This window comes from Streptomyces sp. NPDC048197 (genome assembly GCF_043202395.1).
GTDB classification, from domain to species: Bacteria; Actinomycetota; Actinomycetes; order Streptomycetales; family Streptomycetaceae; genus Streptomyces; species Streptomyces siderophoricus.
On sequence record NZ_JBIDAJ010000004.1, the window covers coordinates 340,970 to 361,183 of the forward strand.

Genomic DNA, 20,214 nt, shown 5'->3' on the forward strand with positions numbered 1-20,214 from the left:
ACCGCTTCAGTGGTGACGTTCGGAAGGAATAACCCCCCATGCTCAGACGCTCCCCCTCCATACCCGGCACCGGTCGGCACCGTGGTGCCACCGGACGCAGCCCGCGCCGCCCCTCGCTGCGCACCTCCCTCTCCGGCGCACTGGCCGTCGCCGCACTGGCCGCCACGACGGCCGCGGCGAGCACCGCGCAGGGCGCCACCACCCCGGCCCCGTCCCCGCAGGCCCAACCCACCCAGCGGGTCGAGTACTTCACCGGCCCGGGCGGCCACCCCCGGCACACCTCCGTAGCGGCCCCGAAGCCGCTGTCCCCCTCGCAGAAGTCGGCGATCGCCGCGGGCGACGGCGAGGTCACGCCGATCGTGCAGAACGGCCCGGTCGGCAGCAAACTGGACGTCGTCTTCGTCGGCGACGGCTACACCTCCGCCCAACAGGAGGACTTCCACGCCGACGTCCGCGCCAAGTGGGCGAAGATCAGTGCCGTGGAGCCGTACGCGTCCTACGCCGGCCAGTTCAACGTCTGGGCGGTGGACGCCGTCTCCCACGACTCCGGTGTCTCCGGTGACCCGACCCAGGACGTGGTCCGGGACACCGCCCTCGGCTCCGCGTTCTTCTGCGACGGGACCGAGCGGCTGCTCTGCGTCGACACCGGGAAGGTCGAGGCGTACGCCGCCAAGGCCCCCGCCGCCGACCTGGTCGTCGTCCTCTCCAACTCCACCAAATACGGCGGTGCCGGCTACAACGACATCTCCTCCCAGGTCGGCTACGACGGGATCGCCACCGCCTCCTCGGACAACGACCGGTCCGACCAGATCGCGGTGCACGAGACCGGCCACTCACTCGGGAAGCTCGCCGACGAGTACGACTACGGCCAGTCCGGCACCTACTCCGGGCCCGAACCCCAGCAGGCCAACCTCTCCACCCTCTCCGCCGACCAGATGGCCGCACAGCACCAGAAGTGGTACCGCTGGCTCGGCCGGCAATCCCCGGACGGCGGCGCCGTGGGTGCCTACGAGGGCGGCGGCTACTACCAGTACGGGCTCAACCGCCCCACCGAGAACTCGATCATGCGGAGCCTCGGGCGGGAGTTCAACCTCCCCGGCCGGGAGGCGATGATCGCGGGCTTCTACCGCTTCGGGAGCGTGCTCAGCAGCCCGTTGCGCACCGACCGGACGCTCACCCGCGGCACCCGCATCCATGTCACCGTGCCCGCGTCCGCGCAGCTCAAGTGGTACGTCGACGGCCGGGAGCGGAAGTCCGCGCGCGGCCGGACCACGGTCGTCCCGCGGGCCCTGGGCGTCCCGGCCGACGGCCGCCGGCACACCGTCACCGCCCGTGCCGCCGACCGGACCGCCGCGGTCCGCGACCCCGCTGTGCGCCGGCTGATGTCGGGCGCACTGAGCTGGAAGATCGCGCCGTAACGGCCTGCGGAGTCGTCTCCGGGGTCGCCTCCGGTGTCAACCGCCGTCCGCTGCGGCGGTTGACCCTTGCCGGGTATCCCCGACCGCGCCACCGCCCCTCCCCGCCAACTCCGGAACCCGGGGGGGGAGGGGCGGTGGAGGGCCCGTAAATGCGCAGGTCAGCGGCGATTGTCAGTGGCCCCTGCCACACTCGGCGGTATCCACATCCGGAACCGTTCGCGTCCGAGAGGGCACGACCGCGAGGCGGGCCCCGACGCCGGGAGACCGGCACCGGAAGCCCGACGCCGGAAGCCACGCAACGGGAGCCACACGATGACCGACCGATCGACCCCTGCGCAGAGCCCTGTGCAGACCCCTGCGCACTACTCCCCCCAGCTGGCCAGCGACACCCGCCGCCCGACACCCGCGACCGGTGGGGAACGGGAGACGCTGAGTGCGGTGCTGGACTGGCACCGCGCGACCTTCGCACTGAAGTGCGCCGGCCTGTCGGCGGAGCAGCTCTCCCGGCAGGCGGTGCCGCCCTCCGGGCTCTCCCTGCACGGCTTGGTCCGGCATCTGGCCGGTTGCGAACGCTGGTGGTTCCGGATCCAGTTCGCCAGCGAGGAGGTGCCGTTGCTGTACTACTCCGACGACGACCCCGACCAGGACTTCACCTCGCTCGACGGTGATGTAGACGAAGCCTTCGCCGTCTGGCGGGCGGAGTGCGAGCGGTCACGGCAGATCGTCACCTCGGCGACGTCACTGGAGGAGACCGGAATCCGCAAGAGAACCGGCGAACCGGTCTCCCTGCGCAGCATCCTGGTGGACATGATCGCCGAGTACGCCCGGCACAACGGCCACGCCGATCTGCTGCGCGAACGCCTCGACGGCACCATCGGCCGATGACTCACATGACGGAGAGCCCCCCCCAGCATGTGACTCAGGTCACACAGAGGGGTGTCATACGTCGAAGGGCCCCTCTCCGTGTACGGGGTGACGGGCCCGCACGGGGCCCGGACCTACGGGGAAAGGACATCACGTGCGTAACATGCGGAACAGGCGAGTTCTCACCACCGCGCTGGCGGCCGCCGCGCTCACCGTTGCCGGTCTGGGCGGTGCCGCCCAGGCCCACGCCATCACCGGCGCCCAGACCGCCACGCAGTCCCACGCCACCGCGGCCAAGCCCGCCGCCGTGCGGCAGCAGGTGCGGCCGATGGACGGTCCGCCCGGCACGGTGTGGACCGGCAAGAAGTTCTGGACCCTCAGCGGCTGCCAGGCGGCCGGCACGGACCTGGTCGCCAGCGGCAAGTGGGCCGACCCCTTCTGCGACGGCTCGGGCCTCATGTGGGACCTGTGGGCCCGTCCGCTCTAAGCCGCCCCTAGCCGCTCTGAGCCGCTCTGAGCTGCTCAGGACAGTGCAGGCCACTGGTGAGCCACCGATAGGAAGTTGACAGGCAACCGGTAGGCCACTGTGGTCCCCAGCGGACCATCCGCATCAACGGCCGTCCCCGCGCAGATCCGCGGCTGCGCGGGGACGTCGCCCTTCCGGCCACGACCGAAGCCCCTCCCTTATCTCGTGGACCACGGCCGAAGCCCTCCCGTGTCTCGGGGGCCACTGCCTCACATGAGGTGTTCCACCGTGCGCACCACACGTTCCAGCAATGTCTCGTCGTACGGCAGGAACGGCAGGGGGACGGCCCGTCGACCCGTCGGCAGGGTGATCTCCACCGGATCGCCGTCGCGGGTGACCCGTCCGGTGGCCAGGTGGACGGCGTAACGCCCGTCCAACAGCAGTTGCCTGGCGCCGAGTTCGACCCGGCCGGACGCTATCTGTGCGGCCAGGATGCGGCGCAGCGCCTCCCTGCGCATCCGTGCGCCCTCGCCCAGCGGCTGGTCGTAGAGGCGGTTCAGCTGCTGCCAGGCGCCTGGTTCATGGGCGTGGGTCTCGCACCAGCCGAAGCTGCCGGCGCTGACGAGCAGATCGACGGCGCGCAAGATCTCCGAAAGCCGTACGGCATCGACCTCCGCCAGGGACTGGGGACTTCCGTCGGCGCGAAAGAGCTTGACCTCCATGGCCTCCGCCCAGCCACTGGCCCCGGGATAGAGAGACCCGGCGATCACGAAGCAAGCGGTCAACTCGCCCACCGGCAGGACGAGTACCTCGTCCTCGATGTTCCAGCCCTGCCGCACGGCCAGCCCGAGGACCGCCTCGATCCGCAACAGATGACCGTGGAACATGATCGTGGAGTGGGCGGAGCCGGTGCCGCCGCCGTCTCCGGTGGCGCCGCATCCGGTATCGCCGTCTCCGGTGGCGGACTCTCCGGTGTCCTCGGGGCGGTAGTGCTCCCGGTAGGCCTGGCGGAACGGCTGGCGGAGTCCCAGCTCCGCGATGCGGTCGCGCCAATAGTGACGTTCGGCAGCGGTGGCGCGGGCCGGATGCCAGAGCCGGACCGCGGCGGACCCGGCCGGTTCGGGAGTGTCGTCGGCCGGCCCTGCCGCGGGCAGGACGGCCCGCCACTCCCCCGGCGCATGCTCGATCTCCCAGATGAGGCGGCGAGCGGTCCCACGGACCACGGCACTCTGGTCGAGGGCCTCGCGCCAGCGGTCGTACCGATGGACGGTGCCCTCCAGATAGCCGCCTTCCACTCCGCGGATCAGCGTGCGTATCTGGGCGCGTGCCTTGGCCAGGAGGTCACGGGCGGCCGCGACCACGTCCGGGTGGTCCCGCCGGGCGGCGGCCGGCAGGGACTTCAGTGCGCGGCCGTCGGCACTCTCCCAGGCCAGGGTGGCCTCCTCGCCGACCGTGAGCACGGCGGTGTACGGGCCGCAGGGGAGGCGCCGGACACCGTCGGCATCGAGGCCCAAGTCGGTGAGGCGCAGGGTGAGTTCGGGGCGACGGGCGAGATGACGCTCGGCGCGCCGCAGTGTGCGGTCGAGCTTCTTGGTGACGCCCGCGTGCCGGACGACGCGTCGGGCCTCGCGCAGTGCGGCCACGGCCTCGGGGGTCGGGTGGGCCTCCACGGCCTGCGCCAGGCCGATACAGGCTGCCTGCGACGGCAGGGTCTTAGCGGTGGTCGGGGCCACGGCACTGTGCGGCAGCAGGGTCGCGAGGAGCTGCCCGGCCCATGGTTCGTCACGCCGCAGGGCACGCCGGGCCGCCCGCCACAGGGTGTCGGTATCGGAGGCGGTGAAGGCCTTGTCTGCGGCGTACGGGAGCCGGCCGGCGTGCAGGGCGGCGAGGTGGTCGGCCGCGGTGCTCAGCACCCGGTGCGCCAGCTCGGTGTGCAACTCCTCGGCGGACGGCCCGAGCGCGGCGTCCGTCAGCAGCGGCCACTCGCCGGTCAGTGGTGCGTACCGCCGGTCCTCGGCGACCAGGGCCCGTTCGCGGGGGCCCGTCGCGAGCAGGACCTCGATCTCCGCGGAGCGCAACGGGCTGTCGGCGTACAGCTCCCACAGACGCCCGGCCAGCTCCCGTTCGGCATCCGGGCCGGCCAGCGGGGCCACCGCCAGGGCGGCATCGGCGGTTTCGTCGGCCTTGCGCCCGGCGATCTCCACCAGGACGGCCGCGGGCTTCCGCAGCGCCTCCTCGTCCCAGGGTTCGGTGCAGCGCAGCAGGCCACCGGCCGCGAACCGCACATCGCGGGGCCGCGGGGACTCGGCCAGCGCCAGGAAGAGTTCGGTGAGCGTGAGGGAGGTGAACGAGGGCTGCACCTTCGTCCAGGTGACCTCGCGGGCGACCTGGCGGGCGTGGTCGGGCGCGTCCTCGGCGGCGAGGGTGCGGTATGCGACCGGCAGCAGCATGCCCAGCTCCGCCGACGTGAGCTGTGCACAAGCGGTCCAGAGGCCTCCGGACCACGCGGCGTCCTGCGGCGGTCCGGCCATCGCGGCGCGCAATTGGGCCGCGTGCGGTGACAGTTCGTTCATGTCGACGACCGTAGCCTCAGGGTCTGACAATGCCCCCTGACCTGCAGCGCAGCCGGTGAACCCGGCCGTACCGACCGCCTTTGCCCGGCCGGTTCGGACGCCCCGGGCGGTGCGTCTCCCGCTCCCTGGAAATCCGTTTGCCCGGCGACTTCCGGGCCGCCTACGCTCGCCGATCATCGACGTGTAGCTCAACAGCAGAGCACCGGGCTCGGGACCCGGAGGGCGCGGGGGCAGCACCCGCCACGTCGGCTTATGAACGACGACGCTGAGCAGCAGCTTCCCTTCGCCGGTGGACCGCCCTACGCCCAGGCACAGTTGGCCTGGGCCTTCGGCACCGCGCTCACCCATGAGGACGCCGCCACCCGCCGACGCGCCGAGGAGCGGATCCGCCGCTGGCGGAGCGTGCTCGACGGTATCGCCGGCGGCCGCCTGTCCGTGGGGTCGCGGGCCCCGGTGGCGGGCCTGCCGGCCTGGGTGACCCCGGAGGTCGTCCGCGGCGGCTTCGCGACCGGTGCGGCGAGCGCCGGCGGTCCGCTGCTGCCGTACGAGCGGGACGCGGCGCGCCGGGCGGGCGTTCCGGCCGAGCGCCGGGCGCTCTTCGCGTACTCCCTGACCGAGGCCGGGCTGGCCGGACTGTGCCGGCTGCTGGACAACGGGTGCTACGAGGTCGCGGTCCCCGAGGAGGCCGCGCTGCTCACCGTGGCCTGGTTGGTGCGCTCCGGGCAGGTGGCCGAGGCGCTGGAACTCGTCGACGTACTGGAGCCGTTCGCCGGGCAGTTGCGGTTCACGCCGCGGCCGACGGCGGCGCCCGCGCCGGACGCCTCGACCGTGCACCGCCGGACGGTCGGCGAGGCCGGGCAGGCCTTGGCACGCCGTCGGCCGCATGCGGCCGTCGAGGCGCAGCGCGAGGCGCTCACGGTCTGGCAACCGTTCGCCGATGAGCTGCTGGTCCACTGGCTGGAGACCGCCGAGGGCGACCGGGTGCTGGTCCGCACCCCCGGCGAGGACTGGCTCGCGCGCGGCGCGGCACTGCTGGACCGCTACCGGCAGCTGGCCGAGGTCCACACCCGTTGCGGTAAGCACCGCAAGCCCAAGGAGAACCTCGCCATCCTGCGGGCCTCTCTGGAGACCACCCTCGCCGGGCGGCCCCTTGATGCCCGCCGTCTCGGTCTGCTGCGGCATGCCGTGTCCTCCATGGTGCGACGACGCGGAGCCCCCGGTTCCGTTCCGCATGCGGCGCTGCGGGCGCGGCAGGCGGCCCAGGCGGCGCTGCCGTCCCATCACGCGCTGGCGCAGCTGGTGCTCCGCCGGCTCGGCGAGCTGCCTCAGGACGTGGGGGCGGCCGATGTCGAGTCGCTGGTCGTCGCGGTGACGGAGGAGGAGCACCGGGAAACCGGGCTGCCCGTGGGAGCCGCGGTTCCGGCGGCGATCCGGCAGGTCGTCGAGTCCACGCTGAGCGCCCCGGTCGGCACGCTCATCGAGCGCGGTGTGGTGCCGTCGGCGGAGGTACTGGCCGAGCTGGTGCCCCAGTTGGTGGCGACGACCACCGCGCAGGCTTACCCGGACGCGGCGCTGCGCCGGCTGATGGCCGCGCATTACCGGGCGTTCGCGCGCCGCCGTTCGCTGCTGCTGCTCAACCTGGAGCGCCAGGTGCGGGTCGAGGAACTGCCGTGGGTGCGGGCGGTGGCCGGGCAGCGGGCGGCCGACGCCGCCCAGGACGACGCGCTCACCACGCTGCGGCACCTCGGCGAGCTGGCCGTCCAGGGCTTCCCGGGCACGCTCCTGCCCAACCCGCTGATCCGTGAACTCGGTTCGCTGGCCCGCCAGGCGGACCTCGACGCTCCTCTGGTGGAGGAACTCGCCGCGGACATCTTCATGGGCACGTTCTCCCGCAAGTTCCTCACAGCGGCCCGGATCGCCGGCGAACTACTGGGCGGCACGCTCTACGAGCGGTACTACGGCATCGACTATGCGGCGCTGCGCAATCTGGCGATCGTCGAGACGAGCACCGCACTGGTCCGCGGCCACCAGCCGCGGACATCGCCGGGTTTCGCCCGGTTGTGCGGCGAGCGGGCCGGGGTCTGTGGGCACGGCTCGGTGGCGGAGTGCGGTGCGGTGATCGAGCAGGCGCAGATCCTGACCACGCACAATCTGGCCACGCTGGTCGGCCGGGTCGGCATCGCCCCGGAACCGGGCCCGGCCGATCTGGCGCGGCGCTGCTTCCGTACGGTGTGCCGGCTGACGGCCCGGGTGCACAACCACCCGTGGCCGCTTGCGACGATCAAGGACGCGGCGTACGCCTGGCGCCACCTGGTGTTCCATCTGGCGCTGTGCGACCCGGGCGAGCAGGCCCGGGTGCTGGCCTGGTTGGACGAGGAGACGGCCCGCCATCCATGGCATGTGGCAGCCCGGCTGGGGCCCGCTCTTGCGGGCCTGCGCCTGGTCGCCGGGGGTGGCAGCTTCGAGCCCGACGGTACGGCCCGGGGCGGCGCGGCCCGCCGTTTCCTGGGGTGGAGCGCGCGCGGCCGCCACTGGCTGAGCGCCCCGCCCGCCGTGTAAGCCACCCGGCGGGCGTGCTCAGCCGCGGGCCGCCGCGACCGGCTCCGCCGACCCCGCGCCCCGCTTCCGCACCATCCACCGCAGCGGCGCGTACACCGTCACCGACACGGCGAAGGCCACGTAGTACTCGAGGTCGGCGCCGTGCAGGGCGGCCGCGACCGGGCCGGTGAAGAGGGAGGTGTTCATGAAGGGCACGGCGGCGGCGAACGCGGCGAGGAAGGCGACGCAGGCCGGCCACCACGGCTGGGGCCGGGCGAACTCGGCCGCGACGTCGATCGGCGCGCCGCCCCGGGCCCTGGCCCGCACCCGCGCGTCCACGAGCACGATGCCCACGAAGCCGGGTATCCAGTAGCCGACGAAAAGCAGCAGGTTCTGGAAGCGGACGGTGGTGTGGGCGGCGTGCAGCCACAGTACGAGCAGGAAACCGAGGACGGCGGCGGCCGCCGCGGCGAGCGGCCTGGGCACCCGTAGGCCGGCTGCCTGGAGGGCCAGCGAGCCGCTGTAGTCGTTCATCGCGTTGCTGCACACGGCCGCGGCCGCGAGGGCGAGCAGGCCGAAGGCGCCGAGTGCCCCGCCGCCCAGCAGGCCGTGGACCGCGGCGGCGGTCTGGTCGGTGAACAGCCCGGCTCCCCACAGGCCCAGCGTCTGCACCCAGACGAAGGAGAGCACCATGCCCAGCAGCGAGTACCAGAACATCCGCGGCCGGGAGGTGCGTCGCGGCAGGTAGCGGCTGAAGTCGGAGGCGTACGGCGCCCAGGAGACGGCCAGGCTGAGCGCCACGGTACTGGTCAGCACGAATGCGCCGGCCCGGTCGGCGCCGTGCGCGGTGCCCGGCACCGGCAGCGGCACGCCAGTCAGCAGCTTGGCGCCGAGGACCAGGAACGCCGCGCCCAGCACGAAGGTCATCACGGTCTGGAGCCGGTGCAGGACCTCGTATCCGAAGACCCCCACGAGCCCCTGCAGGAGCAGCACCGCCAGTGCGCCCAGCCAGAACGGCCAGCCGAGCAGCTGCGCCAGCGCCTCCCCGCCGAAGAGCCCGATGAGGGCGTCCCAGGCGACGGAGGTGAGCCACTGCATGACGCCGGGCAGCACCACCCCACCGCCGAACGCGAGCCGCGCCAACGGGAGCTGCCCAGTACCGGTCCGGCTGCCCCAGGTGCACAGGTAGGCGGCCGGCAGCGCGCCGACGACCGTGCCGAGCACCATGGCGACGAGCGCCGTCCAGAAATCCAGCCCCAGCGACACGCCCACCGTGCCGGTGAAGACCCCGCTCATGGTCAGGTTCGGTGCACACCAGACGGTGAACAACCGCGCCGGCGTCCCGTAACGGTTGCCCTCGGGCACCGGCTCGATGCCGTGCCCCTCAACCGACAGGTCCCCGGCCCGCCCGGGCATCCGCCCACGGAACACGGCATCTTCGATGGTCATACCTCTCCCGGCGTCAACGGCAGCGCCCTACGGTAGGCGGAGCCGTCGACGGTGCCGTCACCGGGATGCCGTCACCGGGGATGCCGTCGCCGGGAAGGCCCCCTCCAGGACGGTCGTCAGCCCAGCGCCCGGTCGAGGTTGAAGGCGGCGCTGATCAGTGCCAGGTGGGTGAAGGCCTGGGGGAAGTTGCCGATCTGTTCGCCGGTGCGGCCGATCTCCTCGGCGTACAGGCCGAGGTGGTTGCCGTAGGTGAGCATCTTCTCGAAGGCGAGCCGGGCCTCGTCGACGCGGCCGGCGCGGGAGAGCGCCTCGACGTACCAGAACGAGCAGATCGAGAAGGTGCCCTCCTCACCGCGCAGGCCGTCCGGACTGCTGCGCGGGTCGTAGCGGTAGACCAGCGAATCGGAGACCAGGTCCTCGCCCAGCACGTCGAGCGTGGAGATCCACTTCGGGTCGGTGGGTGAGATGAATTTGGCCAGCGGCATCATCAGCACGGCGGCGTCCAGGACGGTGTCGCCCTCGTGCTGGACGAATGCCTTCCGCTCCGCGGACCACCCCCGGTCCATGATCCGCCGGTAGATCGCGTCGCGGGTCCGCCCCCACCGGAGCGTGTCCGCCGGCAGACCACGGTGGGTGGCGATCCGCATCGCCCGCTCGATGGCGACCCAGCACATCAGCTGGGAATACAGGAAGTTCTGTGTCTTGCCGCGGGTCTCCCAGATCCCCTCGTCGGGCTGGTCCCAGTTCTCACAGACCCAGTTGACCAGGTTCCCGATGGTGTCCCAGTGCTCACTGGACAGCGGCTCGCCCCACTTGTCATAGAGATAGAGCGAATCGATAAGCGCGCCGTAGATATCCAGTTGGAGCTGCTTGACGGCATTGTTGCCGATCCGGACGGGCGCCGACCCCAGATGCCCCTCCAGGTGGGACAGCTCCTCCTCGGGGAGTTCGCTGCGGCCGTCGATGCCGTACATGATCTGCAGCGGCCCGGCCGCGCAGGCTTCGGAGCGGACATTGCCGGACAGGAAGTGCACGAACGCCTTGGCCTCATCGGTGAAGCCCAGCCTGAGCAGCGCATAAATACAGAAGGCGGCATCCCGCACCCAGGCGTACCGGTAGTCCCAGTTCCGCTCGCCACCGATCTGCTCCGGCAGGCTGGTCGTGGGCGCGGCCACAATGGCACCGGTCGGCGCGTAGATGAGGAGCTTGAGGGTGAGTGCGGAGCGGTGCACCATCTCCCGCCAGCGTCCCCGGTACCGGGAGTGGGAAAGCCAGCTCCGCCAGTAGCGCACCGTGGCGCCGAACAGCTCCTCGGCCTCCATCGCCGGACAGGCCCGCGGCTCCAGCCCCCCGCCAATACGGTCGAGCGCGAACACCGCGACGTCACCCTCGTGCAGCTTGAACGAGGACCAGGCGTCCGGACCGTCGATCTCGACCGGAACGCTGGACGTCAGCGACAGCGTCAGCCCCGGCGACTCGAAGACCGTATGGCACCCGTGGCTGCTCACGGTGTGCGTACGCCGGCCGTAGTCGAACCGGGGAGCCACCCGGGCGATGAACGGCAGCGTGCCGCGGACGCACAGCACCCGGCGGATCAGCCGGTGCCGGTCCGCCTCGCGTGAGTCGTCGACGATCGGCATGAAGTCCTGGACCTCGCCGACACCGTTGTCCGCGAAGAAGCGTGTGATCAGGATGTTGGTGTCGGGGAAGTAGAACTGCTTGGTCCGCGTGGGCACGTCCGGCGCCAGCTCGAACGACCCGCCGCGGTCGGCGTCCAGGATCGACGCGAACACACTCGGCGCGTCGAACCGGGTGCAGCAGTACCAGTCGATGGTCCCGTTCGTGCCCACGAGCGCGGCCGTCCGCATATCGCCGATCAGACCGTGCTCGGCTATGGGGATGTAGCGCGGCGCGTCCGCCCTACTGGGACGCAGGCTCTCACCGGCGACCATGTGACCTCCCCGGCTGCAGGGGCAGGAGGGCTCCGTTCAGGTTACCTCCGGGCCGTGACGCACCGCGAACGTTGACGGGCGGGGACGGGGACGCAGGCGGGTGGCGGGACAGGGACGGCGGGCGGGAGCGGGACGGAGAAACAAATGTTGCCGAGGGCAACGAACCCCGGACACCAGCTCGCTCCTCAATCCCTGGGTCGCTCCTAAAACTCCATCTCCACGTACTCGATGTCGGTGAACTCCACCTGCAGCCCGTCGGCGCGGCGGCCGTGGTCCTTGAAGTAGATCTCCTGGAGCCCCTCGGCCGCGATCTCGCGCAGTTGCTGTTCCGTTGCCCCGGCGGCCTGGGCGTCGAAGAGGCGGGCGGCGTAGGCCGGGGGCAGGGCCTGGGTGATGCGCCGGATACGGCTGTCGTCGGTGCTGCCCGGGGCGGCGGTGAAGCCGAAGCGGGCGCGGGTCTCGATGACGATGCCGCCGACGGTCGCCGCCCGCTTCTTTGCCCGCTCGCGGACCCGTGGTTGCCACCGCCTGCGGACCTCGCGCTCCATACGGGCCGCCAGGTCCTTGCGGGGCCTCTTGATCTGCGCCTTGACGTACCGCTCGACCGTCCGCTGGGAGACCCCGAGCAGCCGCGCCACCGCCATGGTCGAGCCCTTCTCGGACTTGACCAAAAAGCGCATCTGCGCCGGCGCCGACTTGGGGAGGGGGCGGGTGGCGGTGTGCTCCTCAGCCTTGTCCAGGCTGTCCTGGATGATGCCCATGGCGCGCTCCTACTCCCCGTCTCCGGCGGCGTCGGTGCCCTTGATGTGCCGGGCCGGGTTGATCCGCTCGTCCTCGATCATCGCGGCCACCCACAGGAAGTCCTGGGTGCCCTCGTGCTTGACCATGCCGGGCGAGACCCCGAGCCGGAAGCCCCCGGGAAGCGGTTTGCCCTCCTCCGTGTACGGGAGGAAGTCGAGCGGCGACGGACCGTGGGAGAGGTAGACGGCGCAGTCCGACAGGACCGCGACCGGGAACCGCCCGACGGCGGCGAGCTTGGTCATCTTGCGGTGCATGTTGGTGCGGGCCTTGCCGATGAGCTCCGCCCGGATGTGCGGGCTCCAGGTGGGGCGCTCCAGGGCGGGCCAGCGCTCGCCGTATTTGTGGCCCACGCCCTGCGGCCGCTCACGGAGCTTGCCGATGCCGCCCTTGACGGTCGCCTTGATGGCCGACAGCACGGCCGCCTGTCCGGGGTCCACGTCCTTGTGACGCGCCATGGCAGACAGGAAGTCGGCGTCCGACATCCCGGCCGTCACCCCGAGGTCGGCCATCGTGGCCATGTAGGCATCGCGCAGCCGCGTGTACCAGGCGTCCAGATAAGAGCCGTGCTCGTACCGTACGTACGCCTCCAACGGCTCGACGCGCGCGCCGAGTTCGACCGCGTACGCGAGCGTCGAGGTGGCGTACCAGGCCGGTCCGGCCGGGCGGGCGCCCCTCGGGGTGAACGGGTTGGGCAGCCGGGGGTCGACGTCGACGCGGGAGAGGTCGACGAGCCAGGTGCCGGGCAGCTTGGGGTCGAAGGCGGGGGCGTGTACGTGGGTGGCCGGGCCGGTGCCGACCGTGAGGCGGTTCGCCGCCGCGGCGAACGCCATGTTGACGTCGATGCCGACCCCGTACGCGTAGCCCTGGGCGCACTCCTCGTCGGTGAGCGACCGGAACCAGTCAAAGGCCTCTTCATCAAGGACCTGGTCGGAGGTGCGCTCGTGGTGGCGCGGGTAAAGGGCGGCGACCACCGGGTGTTCGCCGGGCGCCTCGGGCGGCGCGGGATCGACGGGTTCTGTGAGCGCGCCCGGGTTGGGCCCGGAAACCCAGGCGCCGGTGCCCTCGTCCTTGACGGCGCGGGTCGGCGGGCGCAGCGCGGTCATCAGCTCCAGTCCGCAGACGGCCGTGGAACCGCGCGGGGTGATGACCCGCGTAGCGAACGAGCCCAGTACGCGGGCGAGTTCGGCCGCCGGCAGGTGCTCCGCCGCTCCCCAGGAACGGGCATCGAGCGCGCCCCACGGGAGGATCGCGAGCTGTACGCACTGCCGCCGGCCGCCCTCTGCGGGACGGTAGATCCGCGGCCAGGGACCGAAACCGCGCCGGGTGAGCTGCCACTTGGCGCGCGTGAGCTGCTTGACGATCTTGTGGTCGGCCGCCAGGCGCAGCCCCCGCCGGTCCTCCAGGGCGGCAGGCAGCCCCAGCCGTTCGGCCGCGCCGGCAGTGATCACGACCAGCGGGTCCGCGTCCTTGCCGTGCCGATGCAGCCGCGGCGCCCCGAGCTTCGCCTCGGTCAACGCCCACTCGACCAGCGCCGGCACGCTCTTGGCCGGACAGTCCAGCACCAGCCCCTCGACGCAGTACGCGGAACCGTCCCCGTCGAGCACGGCGAGCGGCCCGTGCGCGAACCGGGGGTCGGGGTCGGGCGAGGACGGCCGGGCCGGTGGCTGGGGGGTGCGTGCGGGGTGGGCCGGACGGGCGGCCGTACGGGTGGGGCGGGGCGGCCGGGTGGGCCGGGGAGCGGGGGTGGCGGGGGCGGCGGGTGCCGATGCTGCTTCTGCCGGCCGGGCTTCAGGGGGAGCCGGGGCGGGGATCGGCGCGGGGCCCGGTGCGGCCTCGACGGGACCGAGGGGATCGACGGCATCCGACCCGCCGGGGAATCGCTCCGCGAGGCCCTCCAGCAGCCGCAGATACGCGGCGCGCTTCGGCTGGCGCGGCTCGGTCCGGCCGGCTTCCCAGCTGGTGATCGTCTCCCGCCGGACGGCCAGCGCCGTGGCGACCTGATCCTGACTCAGGCCGGCGGCCTCGCGCAGTCGCTTGCGCTCCGCCGGCTCCGGGAGCGCGTCCAGCGCACCGGCCTGCGCCAGCAACGCATCAACCGAAGCGAAGAGCGCATCCTGCTCACTGGCCACGGGAACCACCTCCCTCGCCACCCTATCCGAATCACACCCCCACTCCCTCCGCGAAACGCACGCCGGAACGCACCGTCGGAACACGCCACCACACCGCCTGGACCAGGCCCCTCGACACGCCCTCTCGCCACACCGGCCCAGCCGTAGGACCATCCCGTAGGACCATGGCTCGCCCGCTCGGACCCAGCACGCACCCTCGGCTCTCCACGCTCGGCCAGCATCCCTCGGGAGGACCCCGATCATGCACAGACCGATCGCCGTACGCGGCCTCCGCTCCCTCCTCCTCACCACCCTCCTCCTCGGCCTCGCCGGACCGGCACTCGCCGTCCCGCCGGCTCCCTTCACCCCCGCCGCGCACGCAACCGGCACTCCTCATCCAGCGCCGGCAAGACCGTCACCCGCGTCGACTTCGGCATCCCCGTCCGCTTCGGACGACGACGCGTACTGGACCCCGCAGCGGATGGCGGCCGCCGAGCCGGTCGCGGCCGACAGGAGGGGCCCAGCGAAGGGGAACAGCAGCCTCCGCGCGGCGCGGCCATCGACGGCGGCGGACCCGGTGCCGCCGCCCAGCCACCCGTTCGACGGCCTCCCACAGGTCGGCACCTTCTTCTGGACGGACGGCACCAACACCGGCCGCTTCTGCGGTGGAACGGTCGTCCGCAGCCCGCTCCGCAACCTCGTCGTCACCGCCGCGCACTGCCTGCGCGCGCCCGATCCGAAGCGCCATCTGTCGTTCGTGCCGCAATACCACGACGGCCTGAAGCCGCACGGGATCTACCCCGTCGACCGGATCTACCTCGACCAGCGTTACTACGACCTCGGTACGAACGGGGGCGCACGCTGGGACTACGCGATCGTACGGCTCGGCGCGCGCGCCGACGGGGCCGAGGTGGAGGACGTCACCGGCGGGTACGACCTGGTCCCCTATCCCGGGTACGACCACCGGGACGTACGGCTCATCGGTTACCCGGGCAGCAGTGACACCACCCACCCCAAGCCGCTGGACTGCACCTCGTCCACGCATCGCTACACCAGCACCGACCCGGCCGCCCCCGGCGACTTCCTGGAGATCGCCTGCGCCGGCTACATCGGCGGCACCTCCGGCGGGCCGTTCCTGGTAAGGGACTTCACCGGTTACGCCCTGATCGGGGTCATCGGCGGCTACCACACCGGCGGGGACTTCCCCGACGTCTCCTACAGCTCGTATTTCACCCTCGACACGCTGGCGCTCTACCTGCACGCCGTTCGCGGCGACACTCCGGCCGCACCCCGCATTCCCTCCTCGTGACAGGGCCCCCACAGCACCCCCTGTTAATGTCGGCAATGCCGTAAGAAAACCGGCTTTCCGGCGGAGAGCCGGTTTTCGCACGGCAGATCTGCATTCCGGTCAGGCCGGCAGTGGAAGGTGATGACCCGCTTTGGTGCCGTCGTTTCTCGTGTCCGCTCTGAATCGCCTCTTCCGGAACGAGTCATGGCGTCGGCTGCACGCACGGGCCGCTTTCTGGGTGACCGTGGGTATGAGCGCGCTGCTGCTCGCCGGCGCCGCTCTGGTGGTCGTTGCCGAATCCGGCGCACCGCGGGCGAATATCACGTCGTACCCGAAAGCGGTGTGGTGGTCGATCGAGACGGCGACCACGGTGGGGTACGGGGACTTCTACCCGGTGACGGTGTGGGGCAGGGTCATCGCGTCCCTTTTGATGCTCGGCGCCATTACCGCGTTCGGCGTCATCACGGCCGCCCTCGCCACGTGGTTCGTCGGCCGTGCGGAGCAGGACGCGATCCGGCTGGGCAAGGCGATCGGCAGCCATGCGCGCGAGGACGCGGAGGCGCTGCGGGCGGAGTTGCGGACGCTGCACGCGCGTTTCGACCACGTCGAGAATCTGATCAGGGGCCGCGGTCCCACCGCGCCTTCCTGAACGTTTCAGGAGCGTGGTCGGCGGGGCTAAAGTGGTGACGTGATCGATTCTTCCGACGTCCGCCGTATCGCCCTGTCGCTCCCGGAAACGGTGGAGAAGGAAGCCTGGGATATGCCCACGTTCCGGGTGGCGGGGAAGATGTTCATCACCGTTCCCGACGACGAGACGTCATTCGCCGTGCGCTGCCCCATCCACGAGCGGCACGAGCTGATCGCCGCGGAACCGCACAAATTCTGGGTGCCGCCGCATGAGGCAGGTTCTCACTGGGTGCGCGTCCGGCTGGCCGCACTGGAGGACGTGGACGAACTCCGGGACATCCTCGTGGATTCCTGGAAGCAGGCCGCCCCGGCACGGTTGTTGGACAGCTTCCGCCCGAGCGAGAACGCGTAATCGAGAAGGCGCAATCAAGAGAAGGCGCGATCAAGAGAAGCGCAGTCGAGAACGAGTACCACCACTACTGGTGGTGACGGCGGCGCAGATCGCTCCAGTCGAGTGCCTGGGACGCCTTGAGTTGGGAATGCTCCGCCGCCTCACGGGTCGCGGCGAGGACGTCACCGTGCTCCTCGACGAGCTCTTCGTAGATGGGCGTGGTGCCGGAGGAGTGCGTGGCGGTGTTCATGTCGGTGGTTCCTTCTTTCCATGTGCTGACGCTGGTTCGGCTCGGTAGGTATTCGCCGCCCCGGGAAGAAGGGAGCACCGGCGGGGTCAGCCGACCGCGGGGCGACTGAAGCCTTGGTGCGCAAAGGGAGGTTGTCCCCACTGATACACCGCTCCCCCGTGCGGCGCTGGCCATCGTGTCATGTGCCTGGCGAGCATGCAAAGATCATCCCAGAGCCTGAGACTGTTGATCACCGTTGATGATCGAACGCACGGTTTGTGCGCGCGATACGTACGCGCGAACGGTACACGCGAAGGGCCGACTGGGGCACGGCGGGGCGCGGCCCTCCCCTCCGGAGCACCCACGGCTCCCGCTCGCCGCCCAGGCCGGGGAAGGCTGCGGCTGGTCGGGGGACGCTGCGGCTTGGCGCGCCCGGGGTGGGCGGACGGCTGCCAATACTGAGCGCATGCCGGAAATCGCTGAGGCGCGGGTGCGGAGGGTGGCGGCCGAATGAGCGCGCGAGAGGTGGCCGTCACGGGACTGGGGCTGGTGACGCCCGCGGGGGTGGGGGTCGCCGCCACCTGGCAGGGCCTGCTGAGGGGCGAATCCACCGCGGCGACCGAGCCGTCACTCGCCGGCCTCCCGGTGGACTTCTGCTGCCGAGTGCCCCACTTCGACCCTGCCGCGCAGCTCGGACGCCGGCTCTCCTGGCGACTGGACCGGTGCGCGGCCATGGCCCTGGTGGCCGCCCGCGAGGCGGTGAAGGACGCCGGGCTGGGCGCCGGCAGCTGGGATCCCGTACGGGTGGGGGTCGTTCTCGGGGTGGGCACGGCGAGCATGGAGCGCTACGAGGCGGAGTTCACCAAGCTCACCGAGGGACGGGCCACGGACATCTCCCCGTTGGCCATTCCGCGCAGCGTGCCGAACATGGTGGCCGGCGAAGTGGGGATGGACCTTCAGGTGCGGGGGCCGAACTTGACGGTCAGTACGGCATGCGCGTCCGGGGCGACGGCCTTGGGCACCGCCCGCCAGCTGCTGCTCACGGACGCCTGCGACGTGGTGGTGGCGGGCGGCAGCGAATCGCTGTGCAGCCGGGTTCCGGCCGCCTGCTTCCACCAGATGGGCGCGCTGTCCCGGCGGGCGGCCGATCCCGCGGGCGCCTCCCGCCCCTTTGACGCGGGCCGGGACGGGTTCGTCCTGGCGGAGGGGGCCGGGGTGCTCGTACTGGAGCGGCTGGAACATGCCCGGTCGCGCGGCGCCCGCCCGCACGCCTACCTGTCCGGCTACGGGGCGTCGTGCGATGCGTACCACTTCACGGCGCCGCACCCGGAAGGACGCGGGGCGGCCGAGGCGTTGTCGGCCGCGCTGGGCGACGCGGGGATCGAGCCGGGCGATGTCGACCACGTCAATGCGCACGGCACGTCGACGGTCCTCAACGACCGGGCGGAGGCGCTGGCACTGCGGCAGGTCTTCCGGCGGCCGCCGCCGGTGACCGCGGTGAAGGGGGCCCTGGGGCACTCGGCCGGTGGCGCCGGGGCGATCGAGGCGGCGTGCACGGTCCTGACACTGGCGGAGCAGGTGATCCCGCCGACGGCGAATCTGCAGCAGCAGGATCCCGAGATCGAACTCGATGTGGTCGCGAAGGCGCCACGGCCGTTGCCGATGGCGGCGGCGGTGAGCAATGCGTTCGGGTTCGGGGGCCAGAACGCCGTACTGGTCTTCCGCGCGGCGTCGTAGAGCCACTTCAGCCGTGGGGCCGATGGGGGCGCACGGACGCGGCCGGAGATCACGCGAATGCTCGTATTGCAACGGTGCGCCGGTGCGCCGGGGCCGCTGATCCCTGACACTTCGACATACTGCAACACATTCCTAATAAATAGGAATAATATCAGTGCGCAAGCCACAGCCCGGGCCTGCGGTGCGCACGCTGCCGCGCCGCGGGCGGTGCGCGGTCGAAGGAGTGAGTCGTTGATCACGATCACCGGTGCCACCGGCTTTCTCGGCGCACAGCTCCTCGCCGCGCTGCTGCGCAGGGACGACCGTCCCGTCTGCGCCCTCGTACGGGGTGATCCGGTCTCCGCACGCGAACGACTGCTGCGGGCCGTACGCAGCACAACCGCCGGTCCTGGGACCGAGGCCGGATCCCGGGCCGGGTGGGACGCCGACGAGTTCCACCGACGGGTCACCCCGGTGCGGATCGAGCTGGCCGCCCCGCGGCTGGGACTGTCGGAGGCGGAACACGCGGCGCTGGCGCGGCGCACGCAGGAGTTGTGGCACTGCGCCGCCGACACCAGCCCGCTGGGCCAGGCGGCGGCACTGCACCGCACCAACGTGGCGGGCACCCGCCGCGTCCTGGAGCTGCTGAGCGCCGGGGGACGTACCGGGCGGCTGTTCCACATCAGCACCGCGTTCGTCGCGGGCAGGCGCCGCACGGGCCTGGTGTACGAGGACACACTGGACGAGCAGTACGGATTTGCCACCCTGTACGAGGAGTCGAAGTTCCGCGCCGAGGGCCTGGTGCGCGCATGGGCACGGGCCGAGGGCCGGCCGGCGGTGGTCTTCCGCCCCAGTCTGCTGGTGACCGACCGGCCGTCCCAGGCAGGTGAGCCGCGCCACTGGCTGGCGGTCCAGGCGGCCCGGATCAGCATGCTGGAGCGACAGGATCCGGCTTTCGTCCTGCGCGCCGCCGGTCTGGTCGGCGACGACATCAGCTTCCCCTATACGGCGCGCGTGCCGGGACGGCCGGATGCCCTCGTCAACCTGCTGCAGGTCGACTGGGCGGTGACGGCCATGCTGCGCTGCGCCGCCGCCCGCCCCGAGAGGACGATGGCCGAGCCGGAGCCACCGGTCGAGACCTATCACGTGACACACCCTCAGGACTGCTCGGTGCAGGAGCTGGTGCGGATCGCGTTGAGCGGATGTGACTGGCTCGATGTCACGCTTGACCCGGACCTGACGGCCGAAGACATGCGGCCGTTGGAACGGTTCCTCATCCGCCTGGCCGCCGGGCTGACTCCGCACTGGTGGTCCCGCCGCCACTACGACCGGACCCGCCTGGAGGCCGCGACGGCCGGCCTCGCACCACCGCCGGAACTGTCCGGGGAGTACGTCCGCGCGGGCATGAGCATGCCCTCGTCGCCGGGCCTCTCCACCCCTCCCCCCTCTCCCTCCCCGTCCCCCTCTCCACAGAAGGGAGCCGTGACGGCTCGTGTCTGACCCCTGCCCGACACACACTCCCCCAGCTTCCTCCCCCAACTACGCCGTCATCTGCGCGGCCCTGAACGAGACCTTCGGCATCGACACGGCCGAGCTGCGTCCTGACGCGACGTTCGAGGAACTCGACGTCGATTCCCTCGCACTCCTGGAATTCGCCCTCGTCATGGGCGAACGCCTCGGGGTGACCGCGGAGACCGAGCTGCGTCCGGGCATGACGCTCGCGGAAGCGACGGCGCTGGTCGACGCGTCATCCGTGCGGTCGTGATCGGCGCCCGCAGCTCACCCGTTCCGCTT

Annotated in this window: 16 protein-coding genes and 1 tRNA gene; 11 read left to right on the forward strand and 6 right to left on the reverse strand. The window is 71.7% G+C overall.

Going from position 1 to position 20,214, the window contains the following annotated elements:
- Positions 1–38 precede the first annotated feature (38 nt).
- From ACGF4C_RS08655 to ACGF4C_RS08665, 3 genes are all read left to right on the forward strand, one after another.
- A complete protein-coding gene (locus ACGF4C_RS08655) occupies positions 39–1,418 on the forward strand; it encodes a M64 family metallopeptidase (protein WP_393564438.1) in 1,380 nt (459 codons plus the stop codon).
- A gap of 312 nt (positions 1,419–1,730) precedes the next feature.
- Positions 1,731–2,303, forward strand: coding sequence for a DinB family protein (locus ACGF4C_RS08660; protein ID WP_393564440.1), 573 nt, complete (start codon positions 1,731–1,733; stop codon positions 2,301–2,303).
- Positions 2,304–2,445: 142 nt separating this feature from the next.
- The gene (locus ACGF4C_RS08665) at positions 2,446–2,769 is read left to right on the forward strand and encodes a hypothetical protein (RefSeq protein ID WP_393564442.1); all 324 of its coding nucleotides are present in this window, start codon (positions 2,446–2,448) and stop codon (positions 2,767–2,769) included.
- A gap of 248 nt (positions 2,770–3,017) precedes the next feature.
- On the opposite strand, the gene ACGF4C_RS08670 is transcribed toward ACGF4C_RS08665, so the two are convergent.
- Positions 3,018–5,321, reverse strand: a complete 2,304-nt coding sequence (locus tag ACGF4C_RS08670; protein ID WP_393564443.1) for a DUF4132 domain-containing protein — start codon at positions 5,319–5,321, stop codon at positions 3,018–3,020.
- Positions 5,322–5,498: 177 nt separating this feature from the next.
- Here ACGF4C_RS08670 and ACGF4C_RS08675 point away from each other — a divergent pair.
- Together ACGF4C_RS08675 and ACGF4C_RS08680 are read left to right on the forward strand one after the other, a co-directional pair.
- Positions 5,499–5,570 (forward strand) — tRNA-Pro (locus tag ACGF4C_RS08675).
- Between the two features lie 3 nt (positions 5,571–5,573).
- On the forward strand, positions 5,574–7,880 hold the full coding sequence (locus tag ACGF4C_RS08680; RefSeq protein WP_393564445.1) for a hypothetical protein: 2,307 nt from the start codon (positions 5,574–5,576) through the stop codon (positions 7,878–7,880).
- 18 nt (positions 7,881–7,898) lie between these two features.
- Here ACGF4C_RS08680 and ACGF4C_RS08685 read toward each other — a convergent pair whose 3' ends face one another.
- The 4 genes from ACGF4C_RS08685 to tap all read right to left on the reverse strand — a co-directional run bounded on the left by ACGF4C_RS08685 (position 7,899) and on the right by tap (position 14,190).
- Positions 7,899–9,308 (reverse strand): purine-cytosine permease family protein, encoded by a 1,410-nt coding sequence (locus tag ACGF4C_RS08685; protein WP_393564447.1) that lies wholly within the window; start codon positions 9,306–9,308, stop codon positions 7,899–7,901.
- Positions 9,309–9,424: 116 nt separating this feature from the next.
- Positions 9,425–11,260 carry a glycoside hydrolase family 15 protein gene (locus ACGF4C_RS08690; RefSeq protein WP_393564449.1) on the reverse strand — a complete coding sequence of 612 codons (1,836 nt, stop codon included), beginning with the start codon at positions 11,258–11,260 and terminating at the stop codon, positions 9,425–9,427.
- 203 nt (positions 11,261–11,463) lie between these two features.
- Positions 11,464–12,021 carry a telomere-protecting terminal protein Tpg gene (gene tpg / locus ACGF4C_RS08695; RefSeq protein WP_393564451.1) on the reverse strand — a complete coding sequence of 186 codons (558 nt, stop codon included), beginning with the start codon at positions 12,019–12,021 and terminating at the stop codon, positions 11,464–11,466.
- A gap of 9 nt (positions 12,022–12,030) precedes the next feature.
- The gene (gene tap / locus ACGF4C_RS08700; protein ID WP_393564453.1) at positions 12,031–14,190 is read right to left on the reverse strand and encodes a telomere-associated protein Tap; all 2,160 of its coding nucleotides are present in this window, start codon (positions 14,188–14,190) and stop codon (positions 12,031–12,033) included.
- Between the two features lie 241 nt (positions 14,191–14,431).
- On the opposite strand from tap, the gene ACGF4C_RS08705 reads away from it, so the two are divergent.
- The 3 genes from ACGF4C_RS08705 (at position 14,432) to ACGF4C_RS08715 (ending at position 16,496) form a co-directional block, all read left to right on the forward strand.
- The gene (locus tag ACGF4C_RS08705; protein WP_393564455.1) at positions 14,432–15,478 is read left to right on the forward strand and encodes a trypsin-like serine peptidase; all 1,047 of its coding nucleotides are present in this window, start codon (positions 14,432–14,434) and stop codon (positions 15,476–15,478) included.
- A 229-nt stretch (positions 15,479–15,707) separates the two neighbouring features.
- Positions 15,708–16,106 (forward strand): potassium channel family protein, encoded by a 399-nt coding sequence (locus ACGF4C_RS08710; RefSeq protein ID WP_201806118.1) that lies wholly within the window; start codon positions 15,708–15,710, stop codon positions 16,104–16,106.
- 39 nt (positions 16,107–16,145) lie between these two features.
- Positions 16,146–16,496: an MmcQ/YjbR family DNA-binding protein gene (locus tag ACGF4C_RS08715; protein WP_393564456.1), complete on the forward strand. Its 351-nt coding sequence runs from the start codon at positions 16,146–16,148 to the stop codon at positions 16,494–16,496.
- 64 nt (positions 16,497–16,560) lie between these two features.
- Here ACGF4C_RS08715 and ACGF4C_RS08720 read toward each other — a convergent pair whose 3' ends face one another.
- Entirely contained in the window at positions 16,561–16,725 is a 165-nt protein-coding gene (locus ACGF4C_RS08720) for a hypothetical protein (protein ID WP_201806114.1), read from the reverse strand.
- A 489-nt stretch (positions 16,726–17,214) separates the two neighbouring features.
- Here ACGF4C_RS08720 and ACGF4C_RS08725 point away from each other — a divergent pair, with 489 nt between their 5' ends.
- From ACGF4C_RS08725 to ACGF4C_RS08735, 3 genes are all read left to right on the forward strand, one after another.
- Positions 17,215–18,441, forward strand: coding sequence for a beta-ketoacyl-[acyl-carrier-protein] synthase family protein (locus ACGF4C_RS08725; protein ID WP_393564459.1), 1,227 nt, complete (start codon positions 17,215–17,217; stop codon positions 18,439–18,441).
- A gap of 231 nt (positions 18,442–18,672) precedes the next feature.
- Positions 18,673–19,920 carry an SDR family oxidoreductase gene (locus ACGF4C_RS08730; RefSeq protein WP_393564461.1) on the forward strand — a complete coding sequence of 416 codons (1,248 nt, stop codon included), beginning with the start codon at positions 18,673–18,675 and terminating at the stop codon, positions 19,918–19,920.
- Complete coding sequence (locus ACGF4C_RS08735; RefSeq protein ID WP_393564462.1) at positions 19,913–20,185, forward strand: acyl carrier protein; 273 nt, start codon at positions 19,913–19,915, stop codon at positions 20,183–20,185. Before ACGF4C_RS08730 ends, ACGF4C_RS08735 begins: the two co-directional genes overlap by 8 nt.
- The last annotated feature ends 29 nt before the right edge of the window (positions 20,186–20,214 follow it).

Excerpts from the sequence above, each read along its gene's own strand:
- ACGF4C_RS08655 (WP_393564438.1), top strand. The coding sequence starts at position 39 with ATGCTCAGACGCTCCCCCTCCATACCCGGCACCGGTCGGCACCGTGGT.
- ACGF4C_RS08660 (WP_393564440.1), top strand. The coding sequence starts at position 1,731 with ATGACCGACCGATCGACCCCTGCGCAGAGCCCTGTGCAGACCCCTGCG.
- ACGF4C_RS08665 (WP_393564442.1), top strand. The coding sequence starts at position 2,446 with ATGCGGAACAGGCGAGTTCTCACCACCGCGCTGGCGGCCGCCGCGCTC.
- ACGF4C_RS08670 (WP_393564443.1), bottom strand. The coding sequence starts at position 5,321 with ATGAACGAACTGTCACCGCACGCGGCCCAATTGCGCGCCGCGATGGCC.
- ACGF4C_RS08680 (WP_393564445.1), top strand. The coding sequence starts at position 5,574 with ATGAACGACGACGCTGAGCAGCAGCTTCCCTTCGCCGGTGGACCGCCC.
- ACGF4C_RS08685 (WP_393564447.1), bottom strand. The coding sequence starts at position 9,308 with ATGACCATCGAAGATGCCGTGTTCCGTGGGCGGATGCCCGGGCGGGCC.
- ACGF4C_RS08690 (WP_393564449.1), bottom strand. The coding sequence starts at position 11,260 with ATGGTCGCCGGTGAGAGCCTGCGTCCCAGTAGGGCGGACGCGCCGCGC.
- tpg (WP_393564451.1), bottom strand. The coding sequence starts at position 12,021 with ATGGGCATCATCCAGGACAGCCTGGACAAGGCTGAGGAGCACACCGCC.
- ACGF4C_RS08705 (WP_393564455.1), top strand. The coding sequence starts at position 14,432 with ATGCACAGACCGATCGCCGTACGCGGCCTCCGCTCCCTCCTCCTCACC.
- ACGF4C_RS08710 (WP_201806118.1), top strand. The coding sequence starts at position 15,708 with ATGAGCGCGCTGCTGCTCGCCGGCGCCGCTCTGGTGGTCGTTGCCGAA.
- ACGF4C_RS08720 (WP_201806114.1), bottom strand. The coding sequence starts at position 16,725 with ATGAACACCGCCACGCACTCCTCCGGCACCACGCCCATCTACGAAGAG.
- ACGF4C_RS08725 (WP_393564459.1), top strand. The coding sequence starts at position 17,215 with ATGAGCGCGCGAGAGGTGGCCGTCACGGGACTGGGGCTGGTGACGCCC.